This window comes from uncultured Fibrella sp. (genome assembly GCF_964250085.1).
Taxonomy (GTDB): domain Bacteria; phylum Bacteroidota; class Bacteroidia; order Cytophagales; family Spirosomataceae; genus Fibrella.
In genome coordinates this window covers 649,121-672,313 of sequence record NZ_CAXUEC010000004.1, presented here as the reverse complement: position 1 = coordinate 672,313, position 23,193 = coordinate 649,121, and the positions used below count along the sequence as shown (strand labels likewise).

Annotated in this window: 14 protein-coding genes; 9 read left to right on the top strand and 5 right to left on the bottom strand. The window is 54.0% G+C overall.

All coding sequences use genetic code 11. The features are described 5' to 3' along the window. The first annotated feature begins 7 nt into the window (after nt 1-7). Both ACFE8Q_RS16330 and ACFE8Q_RS16325 read left to right on the top strand, forming a co-directional pair. A complete protein-coding gene (locus ACFE8Q_RS16330; protein WP_375446478.1) occupies nt 8-2,242 on the top strand; it encodes a hypothetical protein in 2,235 nt (744 codons plus the stop codon). Nucleotides 2,243-2,323: 81 nt separating this feature from the next. Next, nucleotides 2,324-4,009: a hypothetical protein gene (locus ACFE8Q_RS16325; protein WP_375446477.1), complete on the top strand. Its 1,686-nt coding sequence runs from the start codon at nt 2,324-2,326 to the stop codon at nt 4,007-4,009. A gap of 89 nt (nt 4,010-4,098) precedes the next feature. Here ACFE8Q_RS16325 and ACFE8Q_RS16320 read toward each other — a convergent pair whose 3' ends face one another. Next, nucleotides 4,099-5,184, bottom strand: coding sequence for a M42 family metallopeptidase (locus ACFE8Q_RS16320; protein WP_375446476.1), 1,086 nt, complete (start codon nt 5,182-5,184; stop codon nt 4,099-4,101). 333 nt (nt 5,185-5,517) lie between these two features. Here ACFE8Q_RS16320 and ACFE8Q_RS16315 point away from each other — a divergent pair, with 333 nt between their 5' ends. Continuing rightward, nucleotides 5,518-6,636 carry a glycosyltransferase family 4 protein gene (locus ACFE8Q_RS16315; protein ID WP_375446475.1) on the top strand — a complete coding sequence of 373 codons (1,119 nt, stop codon included), beginning with the start codon at nt 5,518-5,520 and terminating at the stop codon, nt 6,634-6,636. A 15-nt stretch (nt 6,637-6,651) separates the two neighbouring features. Here ACFE8Q_RS16315 and ACFE8Q_RS16310 read toward each other — a convergent pair whose 3' ends face one another. The 4 genes from ACFE8Q_RS16310 to lepA all read right to left on the bottom strand — a co-directional run bounded on the left by ACFE8Q_RS16310 (nt 6,652) and on the right by lepA (nt 10,357). Beyond that, nucleotides 6,652-7,659, bottom strand: coding sequence for a glycosyltransferase family 2 protein (locus ACFE8Q_RS16310; RefSeq protein ID WP_375446474.1), 1,008 nt, complete (start codon nt 7,657-7,659; stop codon nt 6,652-6,654). Nucleotides 7,660-7,882: 223 nt separating this feature from the next. Next, nucleotides 7,883-8,029, bottom strand: coding sequence for a hypothetical protein (locus ACFE8Q_RS16305; protein WP_375446473.1), 147 nt, complete (start codon nt 8,027-8,029; stop codon nt 7,883-7,885). A 61-nt stretch (nt 8,030-8,090) separates the two neighbouring features. After that, nucleotides 8,091-8,564 carry a DUF6932 family protein gene (locus tag ACFE8Q_RS16300; RefSeq protein ID WP_375446472.1) on the bottom strand — a complete coding sequence of 158 codons (474 nt, stop codon included), beginning with the start codon at nt 8,562-8,564 and terminating at the stop codon, nt 8,091-8,093. Nucleotides 8,565-8,569: 5 nt separating this feature from the next. Continuing rightward, on the bottom strand, nt 8,570-10,357 hold the full coding sequence (gene lepA / locus ACFE8Q_RS16295; protein ID WP_375446471.1) for a translation elongation factor 4: 1,788 nt from the start codon (nt 10,355-10,357) through the stop codon (nt 8,570-8,572). Between the two features lie 293 nt (nt 10,358-10,650). On the opposite strand from lepA, the gene ACFE8Q_RS16290 reads away from it, so the two are divergent. The 6 genes from ACFE8Q_RS16290 (at nt 10,651) to sprA (ending at nt 23,178) form a co-directional block, all read left to right on the top strand. Beyond that, nucleotides 10,651-11,094 carry a YkvA family protein gene (locus tag ACFE8Q_RS16290; RefSeq protein WP_375446470.1) on the top strand — a complete coding sequence of 148 codons (444 nt, stop codon included), beginning with the start codon at nt 10,651-10,653 and terminating at the stop codon, nt 11,092-11,094. A 99-nt stretch (nt 11,095-11,193) separates the two neighbouring features. Continuing rightward, nucleotides 11,194-11,394, top strand: a complete 201-nt coding sequence (gene tatA, locus ACFE8Q_RS16285) for a twin-arginine translocase TatA/TatE family subunit (protein ID WP_085412555.1) — start codon at nt 11,194-11,196, stop codon at nt 11,392-11,394. An 87-nt stretch (nt 11,395-11,481) separates the two neighbouring features. Beyond that, complete coding sequence (gene gatA, locus ACFE8Q_RS16280) at nt 11,482-12,927, top strand: Asp-tRNA(Asn)/Glu-tRNA(Gln) amidotransferase subunit GatA (protein ID WP_375446469.1); 1,446 nt, start codon at nt 11,482-11,484, stop codon at nt 12,925-12,927. A 147-nt stretch (nt 12,928-13,074) separates the two neighbouring features. After that, on the top strand, nt 13,075-14,697 hold the full coding sequence (locus ACFE8Q_RS16275) for a LysM peptidoglycan-binding domain-containing protein (protein WP_375446468.1): 1,623 nt from the start codon (nt 13,075-13,077) through the stop codon (nt 14,695-14,697). 105 nt (nt 14,698-14,802) lie between these two features. Continuing rightward, nucleotides 14,803-15,390 (top strand): Holliday junction branch migration protein RuvA, encoded by a 588-nt coding sequence (ruvA, locus tag ACFE8Q_RS16270; RefSeq protein WP_375446467.1) that lies wholly within the window; start codon nt 14,803-14,805, stop codon nt 15,388-15,390. Nucleotides 15,391-15,654: 264 nt separating this feature from the next. Next, nucleotides 15,655-23,178: a cell surface protein SprA gene (gene sprA, locus ACFE8Q_RS16265; RefSeq protein ID WP_375446466.1), complete on the top strand. Its 7,524-nt coding sequence runs from the start codon at nt 15,655-15,657 to the stop codon at nt 23,176-23,178. Nucleotides 23,179-23,193 lie beyond the last annotated feature (15 nt).

The following is a 23,193-nucleotide window of genomic DNA, read 5'->3' as shown; positions in this document are numbered from 1 at the left end:
TCTGATCATGCAGCCACTTCATCAACTTATTCGTTCTGTAACGACCCAACTTCACACCAACAACTGGCTGAAGAGCCTGCTGATTGGGCTGTCGGCTGCGCTGCTGGTGGCGTTATTTCCCGTCGGTATTGGCCTGGTGCTGGGTACGTTGGTTATGACCTCGGTGCTGGCAGGCTGGTGGCTGGGTGCCTTTCGGCCCAAACGGGAAGCGGCCATCGTGCTGCTTCATAAAACGTTGGGGCAGACCGAATATAGCCTGCCGCTATTGACCAAAGCGTCGCTGAATCTGGCTGAACAGATGCAACTGGAACGCCTTGCCCAACAGGCTGCCCAAACGCCCCGCCCGGTAGTTGCCTTTCAGAATCTACGGCCTTACCTGGGTATTCTGCTGGTCTCCGGTGTCGTGTTCGGGCTGATTCGTTTCTGGCCTACTGCGGCCCACAAAGCAGCAGGAGCCGCCCAAATGGCGGATGTAGACCCGCAGAAGAAAGGGGCCGCGCCCGTGCTTCCGCCTACGTTTCAGTCGGCTGAACTTACGGTTCAGCCGCCCGCCTATACCGGATTGCCTGTGCGAACAAGCGCGGATCTGAACGTGACGGCCTATGTTGGCTCGGGCTTAACCTGGCAGGTGAAACTGAGTGAAACAGATCGGATGGCCGTGAAACTGGTCAACAGCCGGGGCGAAGAGATCCCATTTGCCCGTCAGCAGGCCCGTTTTATCCACCAGGACCGGCTGCTCAATTCGGGCTTGTACGCACTTCGGGCTTACTGGAAAACACCCGCCAATCGGGATTCGCTGGTCTACCAATCCGATTTTTACCGCCTCGACGCCCGGCCCGATGTGCCGCCGGTGATCAAGCCAACGGCCAAAGAGTTGTACCGTTTTCATCGAATAGGCGAACCAACGCAGGTACGTGTCACGGCTCAGATTTCGGATGATTTTCGGGTGCAGCAGGCGTTTATTGTAGCTACACTGGCCCGCGGATCAGGCGAAAATGTGAAGTTTCGGGAGACCCGGTTCCCGGTAAGCAGTGGCCCTTTTAAATCGGCACAGGCCAGCCATACACTCGATCTGGCCAAGCTGGGGTTTGCCCCCGGCGATGAGTTGTATTATTACTGGGCGGCTATCGACAATCGCCAGCCTGAGCCGCAACTAACCAAGTCGGACACGTATTTCGTCGTGTTTAAAGACACCGCCCGCAACGAAGAGGCTGAACTGGCAACGATGGCCGTGAACATCATGCCCGAATATTTTCGTAGCCAGCGGCAGATCATCATCGATACGGATAAGCTGATTGCCAAACGGAAGAAAATTTCTGCCAAAGCATTCAACGCGGAGTCGAATGAGATTGGTTTCGACCAGAAAGTGCTCCGGCTGCGCTATGGGCAATATATGGGCGAAGAGTTTGAAAACCAGATTGGCGGTCATACACCCCTGGCCGATAACGACGCTGATTTGCTGGAAGGCTATGTGCACAAGCATGATACGCAGGAAGACCCGAACGGCGGCCCGGCCGAAACCCATGAGAAAGCAGGCGAGCACCACGGCCATGAAGACCACGACCACGACCACGGCGGAAAGCCGGGCGAAGAAAAAGACCCGCTGGCTGCCATGATGGAGCAGTACGTGCATAACCACGACAACGGCGAAGTGAACACGTTTTACGAGCAATCGACGCGCAGCCTGTTGAAAATGGCCTTGGAACAGATGTGGCAGTCGGAGCTGCAACTGCGGTTGTATGAACCCGAAAAAGCGAGACCCTACGAAGTGAAAGCCCTTGAATACCTGAAGATTGCCCAGCAGAAAGCCCGTGCCTACGCCAAGAAAAGCGGGTACGATCCGCCGCCGTTGAAAGAGAAAGAAACACGCCTTACCGGCGAACTCGGTAAGGTGCCCGAAAAGCATTTAATGGCTCGCCAGTATGCCAGCGTACCGGTGGCCACGCTGGCCGCCGACGTACTGGGCCTGATCGATCTGCCGAAATTAACACTAGTCCAACGCCAGCAGGTCAGTCAGTTAAGCGCGGCCCTGAGTGGCCCGTTGATGCGGAGCGGCATGACCAACTGGTCGGTCCTGACAGACCTGCAACGGCTAGCCTCGGGGCAGCGTCTATCGCCATCGGCGGTAGCTCAGCTACAGACCAAACTAGCCCTGTTTGTGCCCGCGTCGACCGTGGGTGCCCGTTCCGCGCTGGTAGCCGAGAAACGCCTCGAAGATGCTTTCTGGCGCGGGTTGAAGTGAACTCGTACCACGGGCTTCAGCCCGTTTTTTGCACCACAAAAAAACGGGCTTAAGTCCGTGTTACACAAAGCAGTCCCACCAATGACCATTCCCGCCCTCGATTGGAACGTACCTGCCACCTGGTTACTCGCTGTACTAATCGGTGTGTTGCTGGTGCTGCCGATCTGGCTGATCAGTCGGCAACGCGCTGTAAGTACCACGCGAAAAGCGGTCCGTATCGCATTGCATGGGCTGTTGTGGCTGGCGGTGCTGGGCCTCTGGCTCCAACCGCGCTGGCAACAGTCGCTACCATCCGGCTCCTTGCTACTGGCCGCCGACAACGTACCTGGCGCGTACGTTCGGGAAACAGCAACGAAGCTGGCGGCAAAAACGACGCTTTCAGCGAGTGCATTTCGGGCCTTGAAAACAACGCTTCCGGTCGATACTGTCTGGCTATTGGGGCAGGTTTTTTCGGGCGGTGAACTATCTAAACTGTCGCGTCAGGTACTTAAGTGGCTGCCTTATAATGCGCCCGGTCAGCTCCAGCAACTTCGCTGGAAAGGGGTTGTCCGGCAGGGTGAACAACAAACCGTTTCGGGCAAAATGAATACGCCGGCAGGAGGGATACTCCGGCTCCGGTTCGGGCAAAGAACGGTGGATAGCACGCGGGTAGCGGCAGACAATCAGTCATTCCGGCTATCGTACGTCGCCTTTTCGCAGGGACGTACCCAGCTTACGCTCTGGCTCGATAAAACGCTGCTGGATACGCTCCGCTTCGTGGCTCGTCCCGCCGAAAAATTACGGATTCGGTTTGTGCTCGATGCGCCCGATTTTGAGACCCGCGCCCTGGCCGACTGGCTGGGTCAACAGGGTAACACCGTTGAGTTGACCAATCGCCTGTCGAAGGGCATCGGTAGCGAGCTGACAATCAATAAAACTACCGCCAGTGCCCTGCCTGATCTGGTTGTTACTGATCCGGCCAACGTGACGAACCCGTTGGTCAACAAAGCGTTGGTGGCTGGTAAGAGCGTGCTGGTGCTCAACGTAAGTCGCCCCGATATAGACGTGTCGGCCATAAATCGGGTGTTACGGACGGGATTGCAGGTACGTCGTATTCCCGGTAAAGACACGATTCGCATCAGTCCCGACCTGACAGCGCTGCCCTTCCGTTTTCAGCCGATGCCCGGCCTGCTGCTCATTCCGGGTTATCCGGTGGCGGTGCAGCCTGCTGGTGGGCGTGTTGCCGTAACGCTGCTGGCCGAAACGTTTCCGCTCCGGCTCAGTGGCGATACAACTGCCTACGCCCGGCTTTGGCAATCGGTGCTGGCGCCGCTGCGGCCGGTGGGGCAAAATAATATACAGGTCGACGCGCCCGTTCTGTCAGGACAACCAACAACAATTAACGTCAACAACGCAGGTACGTTGCCTACCCGGCTACGCGTGGGTGCCGATTCGCTGGCGCTGCAAGCCACGCCGGTAAATACACGGTCCTATGCGGCAACGGGCCGGTTTGCCAAATCGGGCTGGTTACCCGTTCAGGACACGCTGGCTTTATACGCCTACAGTAACGTACCTGACGATGCCGCTACCAAAGATGGCCTCGCCGCCGTGGTTCAACGCGAACAGGTAGCCAACTGGGTACGTGCCCACCGTCGCTACGATGCCGCCCCCAGCCAATCGGGCCCGGCCCCGGTTCGCACCATCGAAAAAGCCATCCCTGATTGGGGATGGCTCTTCGGCATTGCGTTGCTCCTGACCGCGTTGTGGGTAGAGCCGAAATTGGGGTAATTCAATGTCTAATGTTCAAAGTCTAAAGTGCTCCGCTCATATACGGACTCGTATTGAAGCAGAGCACATTGGACTTTAGACCTTGAACCTCACTTTATATACCTGAAATCTTCGTCGCCTTTCAAGCTCAGCAGCACCTCGTACATAAGGCGAATGACGGACTGAACATCTTCCTGGTGCACCGTTTCAACGGTAGTGTGCATGTATTTCAGGGGCAGCGAAATCAGGGCAGAGGCAACACCTTCGGCGGCGTAGGCGAAGGCGTCGGTATCGGTTCCCGTCGACCGGCTCACGGCCTGCCGCTGGAACGCGATTTCGTTTTTGTCGGCCACCCCGATCATGAAATCGAGCAGGTTGTTTTGCACCGCCGGGCCGTAGCACAGTACCGGGCCACTGCCACATTTCAGATCGCCCTGTTCTTTTTTGTCGTACTTCGGCGACTGCGTATCGTGGGTTACGTCGGTACAGATGGCGAGGTCCGGTTTCAGGCGGCGGGCGATCATTTCGGCCCCGCGCAGGCCAACTTCTTCCTGCACCGCATTCACGATGTAGAGCGTATATGGCAAACGGATTCCGTTCTCTTTCAACTGACGGGCCACTTCGGCGATCATGAAACCACCCATGCGGTTGTCGAGTGCGCGCCCTACGAAATAACGGCCGTTCATCTCCGTCAGGCCATCCACAAACGTGCAGACGGTGCCCACGTGAATGCCCATTTCCAGCACTTCATCTTTGGTATGCGCGCCCACATCGATAAACAGGTCAGTTACTTTTGGGGCGGTGTCTTTCGTGAGGTCGCGCACGTGAATAGCGGGCCAGCCGAATACACCCTGGACAACGCCTTTTTTCGTGTGTAGATTAACCCGCATCGATGGGGCAATCAGGGCGTCGGATCCCCCGTTGCGCCGGACATAGAGATACCCATCATCGGAAATAAAGTTGACAAACCACGAAATTTCATCGGAGTGAGCTTCAATAACGACCTTGTAGTCTTTCGTTGGTGAGTCGTCGGCACCGTGGATAACGCCTACGGCCGAGCCGTAGGTGTCTACGATGTATTCGTCGATATACGGTTTCAGGTAATCGAGCCAAAGTTGCTGACCCGACGATTCAAATCCTGTTGGTGAAGCGTTGTTAAGGTACTGATAAAGAAATGCTTTGCTGTGCTCAGTCATAGGAATGCTTTTAGATTGGTTTACAGTCACTAGTGTGGTGAAGTATACAAGATGCAAAACATACACATAAACGCCACTTCATCGTGCTTATTTCCGTTGTTTTCCTCAGTAATCGTCGTCAAGTCTGTACACTTGATTAACCGACTGAAGGTGTATCCGGTTTCAGCCGGTCTATTTTAGGAACCGTGTCAGGTAGATACGGCCAACGCCCTTGTGTCGCGCGTGTCCCTGACAAACCTAAACGTGGTACAACGTACCTTTACGGCATCTGTATCCCAGACCGGAACCAAGTACTCTACTGGCCGGACGTCGGGAAGTGGCAGGGTCGTTATCATGAAAAAACTCTTATTTTTTACTCCATATGGCGGCCGGACAGGCTCTGAAATGTTGCTTTGGAACATTATTCAGCACCTGGACCCCGCTCACTATCAGGCAGTCATGTATGCCGACCGAAACGGGTCTCTACGGAATGAGCTTCCCGCTACCGTTCCGTTTTATACGTCTCCCTACAACGAAGGTTTCGTTCGTCGTAAAGTGAGTCAGATCATGACCGCCGCCGGGCGACCGGCCTACGAACAGCGCATTCTGGCGTTACATAGCAAATACAAACCCGATTACTGGTACATCAACACCACAGCGATGGCGCACATTGCCCCGCTGGCTCAGCGGATCGGTGTGCGCACCATAGCGCACGTGTCCGAAATGCCTTATCTGCTGCTGGAAACCGTGAACCGCGATCATCTGAAGGCGATGCTTCGGGCCGATCTGGTTATCGGGCTGGCCAACGTTAGCTGCGACGCCCTGCGGATCATGGGCGTAAACGACCCTAAACTGTTGCCGCCTTCCATCGACCTCAGTAAAATCAGCGTTAATCCCAACCGGGTAGCCGCCCTGCGAACGAAACTGGGTATTCCGGCCGACGCCTTTGTATGGGGTTCGTCGGGCAGTTTGATTTACCGGAAGGGAATCGATTATTTGCCGAAACTGGCGCGACGGATGAAAGAGGCCGGGCGCGATTGCTACTTTGTCTGGATGGGCGGCGAAACCCAGAATGCCGACGAATATTACCTGCGCTGTGAACTGGCTCATGGTGGTCACACGAATGTGTTGTTTACCGGTGCGCTCTCGGATACCTACTATGAACACATGGCCCTGATTGATGCCTTTCTGATGCTGTCGCATGAAGAGACGTTCGGCATGGTCAACATTGAGGCGGCTTATCTGGGTAAGCCGATTCTGGCGTTCAACAGTGGGGGCATCAACGATATTCTGGTCGACGGCATGGGGCAGATCGTTGATAGCTGGAACGTGGACGACTACGCCGCCGCCATGATTGCGCTGATGGACGGTACCATTCCATTCAGTGTCGACATCGCCCGCCAGCGTGCGCTCGAGTTTGCTCCCGATACATTATACAAACAGTGGGATAGCTACATGAACGAGCTTCCCTGATCGGCTACACGCCCGTCACACCTTGTATAAGCCCGGTTTGTTGAGTAGTGTCTTCCAGAAAAAACGCATGAACACGCCTACTTGCCGGGCGAAGGCGCGCTGATTTTCCAGTTCGCTCATAAGTGGCTTGCCTTGCCGGCGGTTTACGCCCATTTTCCATAGATAAATGATCGGCACCAGGGTTAAGTAGTGGAGCATGAGCACCAGATACGCGCCGATTCCGTACTGCTTACGTACCCACAGGAGATTGGAAACCTGCATCTGGGTTTTAAACCGGTTGATGTACGTTACCTCACGGGCCTGATAGGTAGGGTCGCTGCCGTATTCGAGGTGCACGAAAAAGCCGTCGCGCAGCACCAGCATGCGGCCCTGTTGCCCCAGCCGCCAGCTCCATTCCACATCTTCGCCGTACATGAAAAAACGCTCGTCGAACATGCCTGCCCGCTCCACCGTCGACCGGCGGGTCATCAGAAACGCGCCAATGATCCAGTCGACCTGATTGGGGTCGTCGTAGACGGTATCCGGCAGTTGCCGGTAGAGCCAGTTCTGAACTTTCGGATGAATCGGTAAAATGTAGAAAGGCCGTCGCAGTTCGCCAAAGCGCGTGTACATCTGCGTGTGTACCTGCCCCGCCCGGTTTATCTGCATAGCGCCTACCGCTGCCACGTCGGGCTGTTCATCGAGCAGGCGTACGCATCGCCCAATCAGGTTATCGCGTAGCAGGGTGTCGGAGTTGAGTAGCAGGTAGTTAAGGCCCCTCGCCTGCTTCATGGCGTAGTTGTTGCCCCGCCCGAAACCGGCATTATAGCCCATGTCGAACCAACGTACCTGCGGGTAGTCGGCGAGCGGAAACGCGGAACGTACCTGCGCCTCGCTGTCGTCGCCCGATTGATTGTCGACTATAACAACCTCAAACGAAATGCCTGCGGTGTGTTCGAAAACGGAGTGCAGGCAATCGATAATTAACTGAGGCGTTTTGTAATTGACAATCAGAATCGACAGGTCAAACTGGCTTTCGGGCATTGGAACAAGTCTATTGGAACGCGGATTAACTGGATGCTGCGCAACGCGGATCAACCCAGCTTTTACTTTCCTCTACAGTGTAAGACCAATTAGAAACAGCGAATCCGTATTGATTTTCATTGCGTAGCATCCGGTTGATCCGCGTTCCAATAGCAATTAGTTGATTTTCAGAACGGCCATGAAGGCTTCCTGCGGAATTCCGACGTTGCCTTTTTCAAGTAAATCAGGCTGCCTGTAAATGAATGTCTGCCCGAATATTGAGCGAAGCGAGGAGTTTTTCTAATTGACGAAAGTATTGCTCTCTCAATTGTTGATACCCTTCAATGGCTAAGGAATCAGCATTAGGTTGCTTTTCATGCAGTTCAACCATATCGGTAAGCCGTTCGATCCGACTTAACGTATCTACGATTTCACTATGTAAGTCTGAGTGCCTATTCATTGTTCTGCTTCAGTTGAAGAAAACCTTTGGGGAACTTGCGCTTTGTAACTCGATCTACTCTAGTCGTTGTGAATTGAAACATCCATTCTGTGCAGTCTGAAATGTACAGAAACCGATTTGGTTCTCCTTCTTCGATTAACTTAACAAAATATACATCCAAATTGCCGAACTGGCTTCGAAGGATCCCTAACTCCTTTTCAAATAATTCGTATTCCTTGGAAGGAATTATAAACACGGCATCAAGATCATTCGGGAGGTCTTTTCGTGTTACAAAACTGCCATCGAGCCATACGGAAAAAGTCCTGATAGGTAGTTTATCAAGATCGCTCAAAAAAGTGCTAAACGAGTCAATTAAGACTTGTCGGTGACCGTTCCAGCCAAATGTTTCGACAAACGAGTCCCAGTCTGTCTCAATTAGATCATACGGAGTCAAATTGCCTTGTTGGTCAAAATTAAGCTGACCCATACTATCTAGTTGATTTTCAGAACGGCCATGAAGGCTTCCTGCGGAATCTCGACGTTACCGACCTGACGCATCCGTTTCTTACCCTTTTTCTGCTTGTCGAGCAGTTTACGTTTGCGGGAAATATCACCACCATAACACTTGGCCAGTACGTCTTTACGCAGGGCACTCAGGGTTTCACGCGCAATGATTTTCTGGCCGATAGCCGCCTGAATGGCGATCTCGAACTGCTGACGGGGAATCAACTCACGGAGTTTTTCGCACAGTTTCCGGCCCCATTCATACGATTTCGAGCGGTGAACGATGGCCGATAGCGCATCGACTTTGTCGCCATTGAGCATTACATCGAGCTTCACCATGTCTGATTCCCGGTTATCCATGAACTCATAGTCGAGGGAAGCGTAGCCACGCGAAATGGTCTTTAGCTTATCGAAGAAGTCGAAAACGACCTCGGCCAGCGGCATCTCGAATTGCAGTTCTACCCGGTCGGCGGTGAGGTATACCTGATTTTTCAGGATACTCCGCTTGTCCATACACAGCCCCATGATGCCGCCAACGTAATCGGCCTTCGTAATGATCTGGGCCTTGATAAACGGCTCTTCGATGTATTTAATGAGGTTTGGTTCCGGCATTTCGGCGGGGGCCGATACCTGAATCAGGTCACCGTTGGTTTCCATCACCTCAAACCGTACTGATGGCACAGTCGTGATCACGGTCATATCGAACTCACGTTCGAGGCGTTCCTGTACAATTTCCATATGCAGCATACCCAGGAAGCCGCAACGGAAACCGAAGCCGAGCGCCGCTGATGTTTCAGGCTCCCAAACCAGGGCGGCATCGTTAAGCTGCAGCTTTTCCATCGCTTCGCGCAGGTCTTCAAACTCAGTAGTCTCCACCGGATAAATCCCGGCAAACACCATCGGTTTTACTTCCGAGAAGCCCTGAATAGCCACGCTGGCCGGATCGTCGAAGCTCGTGATGGTATCACCAACCTTCACTTCTTTGGCTACTTTAATACCTGAGATAAGGTACCCTACGTCGCCGCACTCGATCACGTCCTTCGGTTCCTGGGTGAGGCGGAGCGTGCCAATCTCATCGGCAAAATATTCTTTACCGGTGTTCATGAACTTCACCTTTTGCCCCTTGCGAATGTTGCCATCTTTCACCCGGAAAATTACTTCGATACCCCGGTAGGAGTTGAAGTGCGAATCAAAAATCAGGGCTTGCAACGGCGCATCCGGGTTGCCTTTCGGGGGTGGAATACGCTCGACGATAGCCGCCAGAATTTCGGGAACACCGATGCCTTCTTTACCCGACGCCGGAATAATATCGTCGCGTTCGCAGGCCAGCAGGTCCACCATTTCGTCTTTAATCTCTTCGGGACGAGCGCCCGGCAGGTCGATCTTGTTCAGCACCGGAATAATGACCAGGTCATTGTTCAGGGCCAGATACAGGTTCGAGATCGTCTGGGCTTCCGTTCCCTGCGAGGCATCAACCAGGAGCAGGGCCCCTTCGCAGGCGGCAATAGACCGGGATACTTCGTAACTAAAATCGACGTGGCCGGGCGTATCGATCAGGTTTAAGGTGTATAGCTCGCCATTATAGTAGTAATCCATCTGGATGGCGTGGCTCTTGATGGTGATGCCACGTTCACGCTCCAGGTCCATATTGTCGAGCAATTGCGCCTGCATATCACGGGCACCGACGGTTTTGGTAAACTCCAGCAGGCGGTCGGCAAGGGTACTTTTACCGTGGTCGATGTGGGCGATAATGCAGAAATTGCGAATATGTTTCACGTTGAAATAACGGGGGTTGTGTCTGTCGTTTAAACCACAAAAGTACGCAAAAAAACGCTGTTAGCAGGGCGTTGAATGCATACAGGGGTCTGAAGGTTCAATGTCCAGGGGTTCAATGTCTAAAGTTAGCTGACACATCACGTATCGTGCCTTAGCAACTTTAGACAAATGAACCTTCAAACCCCTTTCATACCGGTAGCTGGAATGAAACAGACTTTTTTTAGAATAAATCTGTTATACCCATGATCTGCGTAGGTATCGCAGACGCACCAACCAAAACCAACTAGTTGTCGATGGCAAAGCGTAGTTTAATTGCCCAGGTTCTTTCGTCTATTTTCTTTCGTCGGTCAACGGCAAGCGCAGGTAAATACGCCCGCAATGGCCTGAGTATGTTGACCTTGATTAAGGAAGCACTGGGTAAAAGTGAGTCAGTGAAAGGAGAGGAAGGCATCGGTTTTCGAGAGAAGATCGGGCTGATTAGTCGCTTAGTAAAAGCATACGTATCGGGCGAGTATCGTCAGGTACCTACCAAAACGCTGATTTCAACGCTGGCTGCGCTGATCTACTTTGTGTCGCCAATTGATTTTATTCCCGATATCCTGCCGTTGGTTGGTTTCGCCGACGACATTGCGCTGATGGTGTGGCTGTTTAACTCGTTGAACGCCGATCTGGAGAACTTTCGGGAGTGGGAGCGTCAGCAGGAGCGCGTTACCGGCAAAGTTATTGACTTGAAATAAGGGTATAATCTGCCCACACATTGCCTTTTTTACCTTTAATTTAATGGCTTCTTCACGAGGCTTTTGTTACTTTTGCATACGTTCTAAACACGACATATTATGATTACAGCATCCATTTTTGCGATTATGGGTCTGGGCGGTCAGGAGATGCTGCTCATTTTCTTAGCCCTGCTCCTGTTTTTTGGCGCCAAAAAACTGCCTGAACTGGCCCGTGGCCTTGGAAAAGGTATCCGCGAGTTCAAAGACGCCACCAAAGATGTTCGTGAGAACATCGAAGATGGTCTGAAAGACATTAAATAAGGGATTTCCCTCTGTATACACAGACAACCTGATGCCCGCAAGGCGTGGGGTTGTCTGTTTTTTTGTTTAGTGCCCTACCTTCCTCCCGTGACTAGTTACCGTTCGTTTACTTCCGTACAGACCGATCTCGCCAATGGCACCGTAACCTGTCGCCAACTAGTAGAGCACTACCTGGAGCGCATCGCCGCCAATCAGCACCTCAACGCATTTACTGAAGTGTATGCCGAAGAAGCGCGCCGCCGGGCCGATGAACTGGATACCCGACGCGTTGAGCAAACAGGGCCGATTGGTCGGTTGCATGGCATGGTGATCGGCCTCAAAGACGTATTCAGCCATGCCGGGCACGACCTTCGGGCTGGAAGCCATATTCTCAACGGATTCGAGGCCAAGTTCACGGCTACGGCTGTTGAGCGCCTCCTGGCCGAAGACGCGATTATCATCGGTCGGCAAAACTGCGACGAGTTCGCCATGGGCTCATCAAATGAGAGTTCGGCATTTGGGGCGGTGTGCAATGCGGCCGACCCTGCGCGCGTTCCCGGTGGTAGCAGTGGCGGATCGGCCGTGGCGGTGCAGGCTGGATTATGCCTCGCCAGTATCGGTTCTGATACGGGCGGTTCCGTCCGCCAACCGGCGGCGTTCTGCGGTGTGGTTGGGTTGAAACCAACCTACGGCCGGGTGAGTCGCTGGGGTTTGGTTGCCTACGCTTCGTCGTTCGATTGCATCGGCCCGATCGCCAACACGCCCACCGATGCGGCCCTGTTGCTTGAGGTGATGGCTGGCCCCGACGAATTCGATAGCACCGTTTCCTCCCAGCTTGTCGATGCCTATGCCTCTCCGCAGGTACGTAGCACCCCCGCCCGAATTGCTTATTTGGTCGATAGTGTGGAAAGCGAAGGTGTTTCTCCGGCGGTGCGGGCGGCTACCCAGCGTGCTATTGACCGGCTGCGGGCGGCGGGGCATATAGTTGAACCGGTATCGCTCTCATTGCTGAAGCACCTGCTGCCCACCTATTATGTACTGACCACCGCCGAAGCCTCATCGAATTTGTCCCGCTTCGACGGGGTGCGGTATGGGCACCGGGCTACCGAAGGCGTAACGGATCTGATTTCAATGTACAAAAAGAGCCGGACCGAAGGGTTTGGCCCCGAAGTGCGGAAGCGGATTCTGCTGGGTACGTTCGCCCTGAGCGCAAGCTATTACGATGCGTATTACACCAAAGCGCAGCAGGTTCGGCGGTTGGTGCGCGACGAAACGGAGCGTGTTTTCGCCCAATATGATTTCCTGATGACGCCAACAACCCCAACGCCAGCCTTTATCTTAGGGGAGAAAAGCGCCGATCCGCTTCAAATGTACTTAGCCGACATTTTTACCGTTCAGGCTAATGTGACGGGTTATCCGGCCATCTCGATTCCCAACGGAACAGACCCGAACGGCGACGGACCGGCGTTGCCAATCGGATTGCAACTGATGGCCCCCCCTTTTCAGGAGCGGGCGCTGGTAACGATGGCAGAGACATACCTGACATTGGTTTGATGTTTGATTATGTATCGGCTTACCCCTAAATTCCCTGAAAGGGACTTGCTTCGCTAGAGAACCACTACGTCGATGAGCAACGCCAAGTTCCTTTCAGGGAATTTAGGGGTAAGCCGATACAAAGTCTAGAAAATTAACTTCGTAACGATGAGACTATTTAACCTTTTGATTGCTGGCGGAGCCACCCTGTTATGGGCCGTGACGCTGCCATCTGTAGAGGCTCAGGTAGCCAAACCTACGCCTACGGTAACGTACCCAGCGTCATCGAATCCGATGAGCAATCTGGCCGTAGCCGACACGATGGTTGTCGATACCGCCTTACTGGTCGAGACAGTACTGAATCTGCCGAGTGTGCCCGAAGCCGTCCTTCGCGAACGACTGCCCCGGCTGCAACGTCAGATTCCCCTGCCTTACAATAAGGTCGTTCACAACTTCATCGACTATTTCACCTACCGCAAACCCAGCTATACGCGCATGGTGATGGAACGGATGCCGTTCTATTTCCCGCTCTACGAAAAGACACTGGCCAAGTACAACATGCCCGACGAGTTGAAGTACCTCTCCATCGTGGAGTCGGCGCTGAATCCGAGGGCGATGTCGCGGGTTGGTGCGGGTGGGCTCTGGCAGTTCATGCCCTACACGGGTAAAGATTTCAACCTCAACATCGACGATTATGTCGATGACCGGATGGACCCAAACAAAGCCACTGAGGCGGCCTGTCGGTATCTGAAAGACCTGTACCGGATTTTTGGCGATTGGGAACTGTCGCTGGCCGCCTACAACTGCGGGCCGGGTGCGGTGAAACGGGCCATGCGCCGCACGGGCGGCACCACGTTCTGGACCTGTTACGAAGGGCTACCGAAAGAGACCCGTTCGTATGTGCCTCAGTTCATTGCCATGACGTATATGATGAACTACGGAAATGATCACGGCATCGTGGCCGAGCGGCCGGATTATCCGATTGCGTTCGACACGTTGCATATCAATTCGTACCTTAACCTACGGACCTTTGCCAGCCTAAGCGGCATTTCGTTTACTGATCTACAAAAGCTGAACCCGTCCATTACGGCCGATCAGTTGCCCGAGTACACGCGTGACCACATGCTGCGCGTGCCCAGCGAACGACATAGTTATGTACAGACCTACCGGCAGATCATCATGGATTCGGCCGCCAAGATGCCGGTCAGGATGGAAAACATGCTGCTGGCGCATAATGAGATCGTGCCCACCCGCCTGGATTCAGCCAACGACCCGGCAGGATGGCAACTGGCTGGACGACTTATGGACAACGTACCCAGCGTGCCTGCGTCGGTAGTGGCCGAAAATGACCGCCCCGAACCCGACGATCTGGAGGCCGTGGTGATGCGGAAGCCCAAAAAGGTGACGCATACCGTGCGGCGGGGCGAAACGCTATCGGAGATTGCCGAGAAGTATAACGTAGCCACGTATGACCTGAAACAGTGGAACAAAATGCGCTCGGGCATCGTCAAACTCGGCCAGAAGCTAATCATTCTGCGTGAATCGGGCGAGACGCATACCGAACGCATGGCCCATCAGGGCAGTGACGAATCGGATCGAAAAGGTCATAAGAAAGCCGAAGCGCAAGCGCACCATGAGCGCGTGAAACCCAAGTATCACCGTGTGCAGCCCGGCGATACGCTCTGGAACATCGCCCAGCGCTACGGCGGCATCTCGATTGATAAACTGAAAAAAATGAACCGTATCAAAGGCAATAGCGTCCACCCCGGACAAAAGCTGGTGGTAGGGTGATTCAATGAACAAGTAACAATGATCAATGATCAGTGCTGCCGTGCCAACATTTTGTGAAAGCGGAGCTGATCATTGATCATCGTTACTTGACAACTGATAATTGATATGATCGCCTACTTAGACGGGACATTGGCTTATAAAGAGGCTTCGTATGCTATTATAGACATACAGGGCCTTGGTTATGAAGTATTTATTTCTCTTCAAACCTACTCGACGTTGCCAGGTGGCGGCGCACCGGTGAAACTATTTATTCACCATAATTTCCGCGAGGACAATCAGACCCTGTTTGGCTTTGCTTCGGCCGACGAAAAATCGCTGTTCCGTGAACTCATTGCGGTGTCGGGCGTAGGGCCGAATACGGCGTTGGGCATGCTGTCGGCCATGTCGCCGCAGGATCTCCGACTGGCCATCATGAGCGAGAACGTCCGGGCGGTGCAGGCCATTAAAGGCATCGGTGCTAAAACGGCGCAGCGGATTATTCTGGAGTTGAAAGACAAGATGAAAAAATCCGGCTTACTGCCCGACACACCAACGTACCGTCAGCAGGCGGGTAATCCGGTACGCGAAGAGGCACTGGCGGCCCTGGTTGCGCTGGGCTTTCCGCGCCCCTCGGCCGAAAAGAGTGTCGACGATATTCTTAACGCCGACAGTAGCCTGTCTGTCGAAGACATCATTCGTAAAGCACTGCGCTAGTCGTACACGGCTGGTGCCATGTAGCTAGCTAAAGTAGATAGAAAAACGTATCTGCATACTGGCTGGCTTGATCTGACTGCACGGCTGGTGCCATGTACTACTCAGGTCGCGTTTAATTCTTCGTTCTTAACTCTTAATTAAAATACGATTGGCCCGGTTTTCGCCGTTGTGTAAACGTCCTGATTTACCGGGTTGTTTATTTTTCTGATTTTGCACCAGTGTATGGTGAAACGTTACGTCTGTCAAACCTCTTTTTTCTGCTCAATGCTGCTTACTGCCCGGCCCACATTTAGGGGTCAGAGAGGTGCATACTGGCTGCTAACGGTCGCCCTGTTGCTGGGGTCTGGCGGAACAATTGGTCAGGCGCAAACACCGGCCCGCCGTGGTCGGACAGCACCGGCCGCCCAACGTACTCCCGAGCAGATCAAAGCGGCCAACGATGCCGCCAAAGCCCGTGTCGATTCAGCTAAAACTGCCGCTCAGGAACGCCTCGATAGCTTGCGGGCTATAAAAAATGCCTCACGTCGCCCATCTGTTCACTGGACAGACCGGTACGCTACCCGCTTTTCAGACCGTAATCCCCGTTCGCCTTACCTGTTGCGTGATCCTAAATCGCTGAATACCGATTTTCGGATGTTGCCCGATCGTACGGTTACAGTCACCGAGCGGTTGCAGCCGCGCCCCGGTGTCACGGCTCCGTCGGTGGTGAATCCGGGCGTGTTCACAACACCCGGTGCTGCGCCAGGTACGTCGGCTCCCGGCGTCTCTGCACCAACCAGCCAAACGGTAACGCCGCGCACCAACAGCCTGATTTACCGGCCCGGCGAGAATCTGCCTTTTTCAGATTACAACCGACTGCAGAACGAACGCATCGAAGACCGGCTGTTTCGGGAAAACGCCGCCCGTCGCGATGGGCAAAGCGCCGTCAGCGGTCGGGGCCTGATTCCAAAGCTGGAGGTGCCGCCCGTATTTGACCGCATCTTTGGCGGCAATAACATTGATTTCAAGCCCAATGGCTTCGTTACGCTCGATCTGGGCTACCTGCATCAGTTTATCGACAATCCGGCGGTGCCTGTTCGGTTGCGGCGGCAGGGAAACCTGATCTTCAACGAACAGATCAGCATTAATTTCAACGGACAAATTGGCGAACGGCTTGGCGTGCTGGCCAATTTCGATACCAAAGCCAGTTTCAACTTTGAGAATGCGCTGAAAGTCAATTACAGGCCGCAGGGGTTGATTCCGAACATGCCGAACGTACCCGGCCTGAACGGAGGCGTACCGCAATTACCGCAGGTGCCGGGACTGCCTAATCTGCCTGCCTTCGGAAGTAAGCTGAGTAATCCACAAATGCCCTTTACGCCGCAGAATGAAAGTATTCTGCAAAATATTGAACTGGGCAACCTGACCTGGACGCTGAACAGCCAACTGATTCCGGGCGTACAGAACCTCTTCGGGGTGAAATTGCAAACGCGGTTTGGTAAGCTGAACGCCACCACCGTTCTGTCGCAGCAACGATCAAAGAAGCAGGAGATCACCTTGCGGGGTGGTACGCTCAACCGGCCGTTTGAGATCAGGGCCGATCAGTACGACGAAAACCGCCACTTTTTCCTGTCGCAGTTCTTCCGCAGCAACTACGAACGTTCGCTGAAAAGCCTGCCCGTTATTACGTCGGGCGTGACGGTGACACGTCTGGAAGTTTATGTGACCAACCGGACCAATACCACCGATCAACTTCGGAATGTAGTGGGCTTTTCTGATCTGGCTGAGCCGGTGCCGTATAACCGCGTCAATCCAAATATTCAGAGTGCCGTTGCACCCGGTTCACCGGCCGACAACGCAGCCAACACCCTGTTTTCCCGTATAAAAGCCTCGGCTCCATTGCGCAATGCCGACCAGACGCCGGATGTGCTCACAGGTACGTTCGGTCTGCAACGCGGCACCGACTTCGACATGCTGCGCGGGGCCAAACGCCTCACCGACCGCGAATACCGGTTTGAACCGCAACTGGGCTATATCTCGCTGATTACGCCGCTTCGAAACGATGAAGTACTGGCCGTCTCCTACGAATATACCTATCAGGGACGCCGCTACCAGGTGGGTGAACTGACGGAGGATTACCAGAGCCAGACCGAAGATAAGGTGCTGTATCTGAAGCTGTTGAAGTCGACGACGATCCGAAATAATCTTCAGAATCCGATGTGGAACCTGATGATGAAGAACGTGTATTCGTTGAACACCAACGCGTTGGCGCGGCAAGGTTTCCAACTGCGCATTGTGTATAAAGACGATGTGACGGGCATCGATAACCCAAACTTACAGGATAGCCGACTGGCTAATATTCCGCTGGTGCAGGTGTTCAATATCGACCAGTTGAACTCGCAGCTTGACCCGCAACCCGACGGTAATTTCGACTACATCGAAGGGATAACGATCGACAGCCGGAACGGAAAAATCATCTTCCCGGTGCTTGAGCCATTCGGGCCATTCCTGCGCAACAAACTGCAGGATCCGATCTATGAATCGAAGTATGTGTTCGACGAATTGTACCGCACTACATTGGCCGATGCCCAGCAGGTTGCCGTGAAGAATAAATTCTTCCTGAAAGGCAGTTTCCAGTCGGGGCAGGGCGGAACGCCAATTGATCTGCCGTATGGCGTAAAAGAGCAGTCGGTAACCGTGTCGGCAGGGGGCGTGCCACTGGTTCCGGGGCAGGATTATGTGGTGGAAGGGCAGCGGGTACGTATCCTGAATGAAAGCGTAGCCAACTCCGGCCGCGAAATCAAGATCAGCTTTGAAACGCCCGACCTGTTCCAAAACCAAATTCGTACCCTGATCGGTGCCCGGCTCGATTACCGCCTGTCGCCGGACATCAACCTGGGTATGACGGCCATGAACATGCGCGAAACACCGTCGGGGTTCCTGACGCGGGTAGCTATTGGCAACGAGCCGGTCAACAATACCATGATCGGGTTCGATATTAACCTGCGGAAAGACTCGCCGGGCCTCACGCGTATTCTCGACCGGTTGCCGTTCATTCAAACCAAAGAACCATCGGCTATTCAGTTTACGGGCGAGGTGGCTGAGTTGATTCCGGGTGTGTCGCCACGGGCCAACAACAACGCATTCATCGATGATTTCGAAGCCACGCGCACCATTTTTGACCTCACCCGCCAGCCAACCCGCTGGAAATTAGGGTCGACACCGCAGGAGTTTCCGCAGGGCACCAGTGCCGATGTACTGGAATATGGCTATCGCCGCGCTCGCACGTCGATCTATAGCGTAGACCAAACCCTGTACCTCAATGACGGGACCGGGGCGTCGGGGAGCAACCTCACTCAGGCTGACCTGGCCAACGTGTATGAGCGGTATTTCCTGCCCAATGTGCTGTTCCCCGGTCGGTCGCCCCGGCAGATTCAGCAGCCGGAAAACATCCTCGACTTTGCTTATTTCCCCAGCGAGCGGGGTATGTATAATTACAACCCGAACCTGAACAATGATGGCACACTGCCCAACCCACGCCAGAATTTTGGAGCCGTAACGCGGGCGATTTCGTCGGATAATGACTTCGATAACGCCAACATCGAAAACATTACCTTCTGGATGATGGACCCCTTTGTGCAGGGTGAAAACGGGAAGGTGCGGGGTAATCCCGATAATTCGCAGAACTTCCCCAACTCAACGGGGGGCGTGTTGCATTTCAACCTCGGCGACGTGTCGGAAGACGTGATCAAGGATGGCCGATATGAATTTGAGAATGGGATTCCCATCGACTCGACCAACGCACGGTTGGGTGGTCGTCTGGTTGATACACCCTGGGGGAAAGCGCCCACACAGCAATTTGTAACCAACGCGTTCACGAATCAGGAAGGTGCCCGGCAAAAGCAGGATATTGGCCTCGATGGGCTTAATAATACCGATGAACAGGCTAAGTTTAAACCGTATCTGGATGCGGTTCGGGCAAGAGTGACGGATCAGGCGGCCTTGCAGAAAATCGTAAGCGACCCTTCAAACGATGATTTCAGGTACTACTTAGGCCCACAGGCCGATTCGGCCAGGTACGTCGTAGCGCGGTACAAATCGTTTATGGGCACGGAAGGCAATTCGCCCGAAACCGCTGCCGACCTGAATAATTACACATCGCCCGCTTCGTCGATCCTGCCCGATATTGAGGATTTGAACGTCGATAACACCATCAATGAACAGGAAGCCTACTACGATTACGCCATCAATCTGCGACCCGGTCAACTGGCCGTTGGTAATGGCTATATCATCGACAAGGTAAATGCCGAAGGTGTCGACTGGTACCTGTTCCGGATTCCGGTGCGGAATTTCAATAACAAAGTAGGAAACATCAACGGCTTTAAGTCGATCCGTTTCTTCAGGATGTACCTCACCGATTTCAGTCAGCCGGTGGTGCTTCGGTTTGCCCAGTTGCAGATGGAAGCCAACCAGTATCGTCGCTACGCCGGTGACCTCACGCAGCGTGGCTTGCAAGACGTACCTGAGCCCTACGATGCCCAATTCAAAGTGTCGGCGGTGAACATCGAAGAGAATAGTCAGATTGCGGCCGACAAATACGTGTACGATGTGCCACCAGGGTTCATCCGTGACGTCGACTATACGCAGCCCAACAACAACGTGCAGTTGAATGAGCAGTCGATGGCGCTGAGCGTGACCAACCTGCGCGATGGCGATTCGCGCGGTGCATTCCGCAACACCAATTTCGACTTCGTGAATCGAGACCGGCTCAACATGTTCGTTCATATGCACAACCCGACCAACGAAGACGGTCAGGTGAGCGCGTTTGTGCGGATTGGCACCGACTACACCGAAAACTATTACGAAATTGAAATTCCGGCCCTGAAATCGACGCGTCCCGGACCCGTAACGACCGACGAAATCTGGCCATCGCAGAATGAGTTGAGTTTGGCTTTCAGTGAATTGGTCGATTTGAAAGCGGCCCGCAACAAACTGCTTACCCGCCGAACGGGCCTGCCTTTCTCGCAACAATCGACTGATCAGCGATACAAGCTGACCATTCTTGGTAACCCCGACCTGAGTTCGATACAGAGTATCATGATCGGGGTGCGAAACCCAAAATCGAGCGACGAGCAGGCGAAGACCTTTACCATCTGGGTAGACGAACTCCGGGCAACGGGTATCAACCAGCGGTCGGGTATGGCGGCGATTGGCGCGTTGAATATGCGCCTGGCCGATGTGGCCACCATTACGGCATCGGGGCGTTATTCGGGTTTTGGTTTCGGCGGAGTACAGACCAAACCCACCGAACGGTCGCGGGAAGAGGCCACCGAGTTTGGCCTGACCGCCGCCCTGTCGGTCGATAAATTTTTGCCGGTGAAATGGGGGCTGAAAATTCCCATGTACGTTAACTACGACTCCCGGCTGGTGACGCCGCAGTTTAACCCGCTCGACCCCGACACGCCGTTGGAGCAGTCGATTGCCAGTTTGCCCGAAGGCAACGTACCCGGCGTGGATTCGCCCAGCCCGGCCGATTACCGCCGACTGGTGCAGGACATGACCACGCGCCGCGGCATCAACTTCTCGAATGTGCGCAAAATTCGGGTTGATCCAAATGGCAAAGCGCATTTCTGGGATATTGAAAACTTCGGGTTCAACTACGCCTACAACGACATTCGCCGAAGCAACATCCTGACGGGTGAATACTTGCAGGAGCAATACCGGGGCGGAATTACGTACAATTTTGCGCCGCAGGCAAAGCCTTTTGAGCCCTTTCGCACGGTGAAAGGGCTGGAGCGAAAATACCTGTACTGGCTGAAAGATTTCAATATCAACCTCGTACCAACCATCGTAGCGATTCGGGCCGATATTGACCGGAGTTATATCAAAACGCAGCTTCGCAACGCCGATCTGAGTACCAACGGTATTTCGCCGCAATTCGAGAAATACTTCTACTTCAACCGGTATTACGACCTGACCTGGAACCTGACCAAAAACCTGACGGTAACGTACCACGCGGCGGCCAATGCCATCATCGATGAACCGTACGGGGAACTCGATACGCCTTACAAAAAGGATTCGGTCTGGCGTAGTCTGCAAAACCTGGGGCGGATGAAAAATTACCAGCAGGAAATTAAAACGACCTACCGCGTGCCGTTCGACAAGTTTCCGATTGTGAACTGGTTGCAGGCGGACGTGGTCTATAACATCGGCTATCAGTTCACGGCCAATTCATACGGCATCAAGGATTCGCTGTTTGTTCCGTTCGGCAACACAATCCGTAACAACCGCGAAATTGGCATTACGGGTAAGGTCGATCTGGTGCTGCTGTATAACAAGATTCGTACGTTGCGCTGGGCGAATACACCAACGCCGAGTAAGCTGAATTTCGCCCGTAACCCTGGTAGCATTCAACAGATTAACCCTGGCGGAAATCGACTGCTGAAGAGTTTCGTCCGTGCGCTGCTGACGGTGCGGGGTATCAACGTATCGTATAACGTGCAGGAAAATACCATCCTGCCGGGCTTCCTGCTCACGCCTACGCTCTTCGGAATGGCTGATTTCGGCGCACCGGGACTGGGGTTTGTACTGGGTAGTCAGGATGGCGATATTGCCCGACGGGCGGGCCGGGCCGGGTGGTTGTCGCCGAGTACGGTGCAGAACGCGCCCTTCACGCAGGCGGTAACCAAGCGATTCCTGGCCACCACCACGCTCGAACCGTTCCGCGATTTCCGCATCAACGTGACGGCCAATTACAACCGGTCAGACAACTACCAGGAGTATTACCGGCCTGCCATTACGGGGGCGGGCTTCAGCAGTCAGGCACCCATACGCAGTGGTAGCTACAGCATGTCGTATTTCTCGTTTGGCACCACCTTCGACGGGCTACGGTCTGACAATACATCGCCCACCTTCGATCGGTTTGAATCGTACCGCGACATTCTTCAGCGTCGCCTGAACGCCGACAATCCTGTTGCCCGCGATAATCCAAACGCATACAACAAGAACTCGCAGGACGTGCTGATTCCAGCGTTTTTTGCGGCCTACAGCGGGTCAAATCCGTGGTCGGTAAAGTACTCGCCGTTCTATAACCTGCCGTTCCCCAACTGGGATCTGAACTACAGTGGCCTGAATAAAGTGAAACCGTTTAGCAAAGTCTTCACCTCGTTCAACCTCGTGCATCGCTACACGTCTACCTACAGTGTGGGCAACTTCGTGTCGTCGCTGAGTTACGAGGCGCAGTTTGTGAACCTGGCCGTGAACGACTACAACATTTCGCGGCAACTGAATGAGAACGGGCAGTTTATCCCGATTTTCGTGATGAGCACCATGAGCATGAGCGAGCGGTTTGGCCCGTTTGTGGGTATCCGTTTCCAGACGAAAAACCGGCTGAGTGGTTCGCTGGAATACAACCGCTCGCGCGATGCAGCCCTGAACCTGACCAACGCGCAGGTGGCTGAGGTAACCACCAAAGATGTGACGGCATCGCTGGGCTTCACCAAGCAAAATGTGCGTCTGCCGTTCCGCGTCAATGGTGCCGTGAAACGCCTGAAAAACGACCTGACGTTCAACTGCGCCCTGACCCTGCGCGACACCCGCACCATTCAGCGCAAGCTGGAAGCCGAGCAGATCATCACGGCTGGTAACGTCAACTTCCAGGTACGTCCCCAACTGAGCTACGTGGTGAACCGCCGCCTGAACGTGAATTTCTACTTCGACCGCACCTTCAACGACCCGCTGGTGAGCAACAGCTTCATCCGGGCCACCACCTCCGGCGGCGTACAGGTACGTTTCAACCTGGCTGAGTAAGAGAGGGAGATTGCT

Coding starts and splice junctions, on each gene's coding strand:
- sprA (WP_375446466.1), top strand. CDS start 15,655: ATGCTGCTTACTGCCCGGCCCACATTTAGGGGTCAGAGAGGTGCATAC.
- tatA (WP_085412555.1), top strand. CDS start 11,194: ATGATTACAGCATCCATTTTTGCGATTATGGGTCTGGGCGGTCAGGAG.
- ACFE8Q_RS16305 (WP_375446473.1), bottom strand. CDS start 8,029: ATGGTTGAACTGCATGAAAAGCAACCTAATGCTGATTCCTTAGCCATT.
- ACFE8Q_RS16330 (WP_375446478.1), top strand. CDS start 8: ATGCAGCCACTTCATCAACTTATTCGTTCTGTAACGACCCAACTTCAC.
- ACFE8Q_RS16315 (WP_375446475.1), top strand. CDS start 5,518: ATGAAAAAACTCTTATTTTTTACTCCATATGGCGGCCGGACAGGCTCT.
- ACFE8Q_RS16290 (WP_375446470.1), top strand. CDS start 10,651: ATGGCAAAGCGTAGTTTAATTGCCCAGGTTCTTTCGTCTATTTTCTTT.
- ACFE8Q_RS16300 (WP_375446472.1), bottom strand. CDS start 8,564: ATGGGTCAGCTTAATTTTGACCAACAAGGCAATTTGACTCCGTATGAT.
- ACFE8Q_RS16275 (WP_375446468.1), top strand. CDS start 13,075: ATGAGACTATTTAACCTTTTGATTGCTGGCGGAGCCACCCTGTTATGG.
- ruvA (WP_375446467.1), top strand. CDS start 14,803: ATGATCGCCTACTTAGACGGGACATTGGCTTATAAAGAGGCTTCGTAT.
- ACFE8Q_RS16320 (WP_375446476.1), bottom strand. CDS start 5,184: ATGACTGAGCACAGCAAAGCATTTCTTTATCAGTACCTTAACAACGCT.
- ACFE8Q_RS16325 (WP_375446477.1), top strand. CDS start 2,324: ATGACCATTCCCGCCCTCGATTGGAACGTACCTGCCACCTGGTTACTC.
- ACFE8Q_RS16310 (WP_375446474.1), bottom strand. CDS start 7,659: ATGCCCGAAAGCCAGTTTGACCTGTCGATTCTGATTGTCAATTACAAA.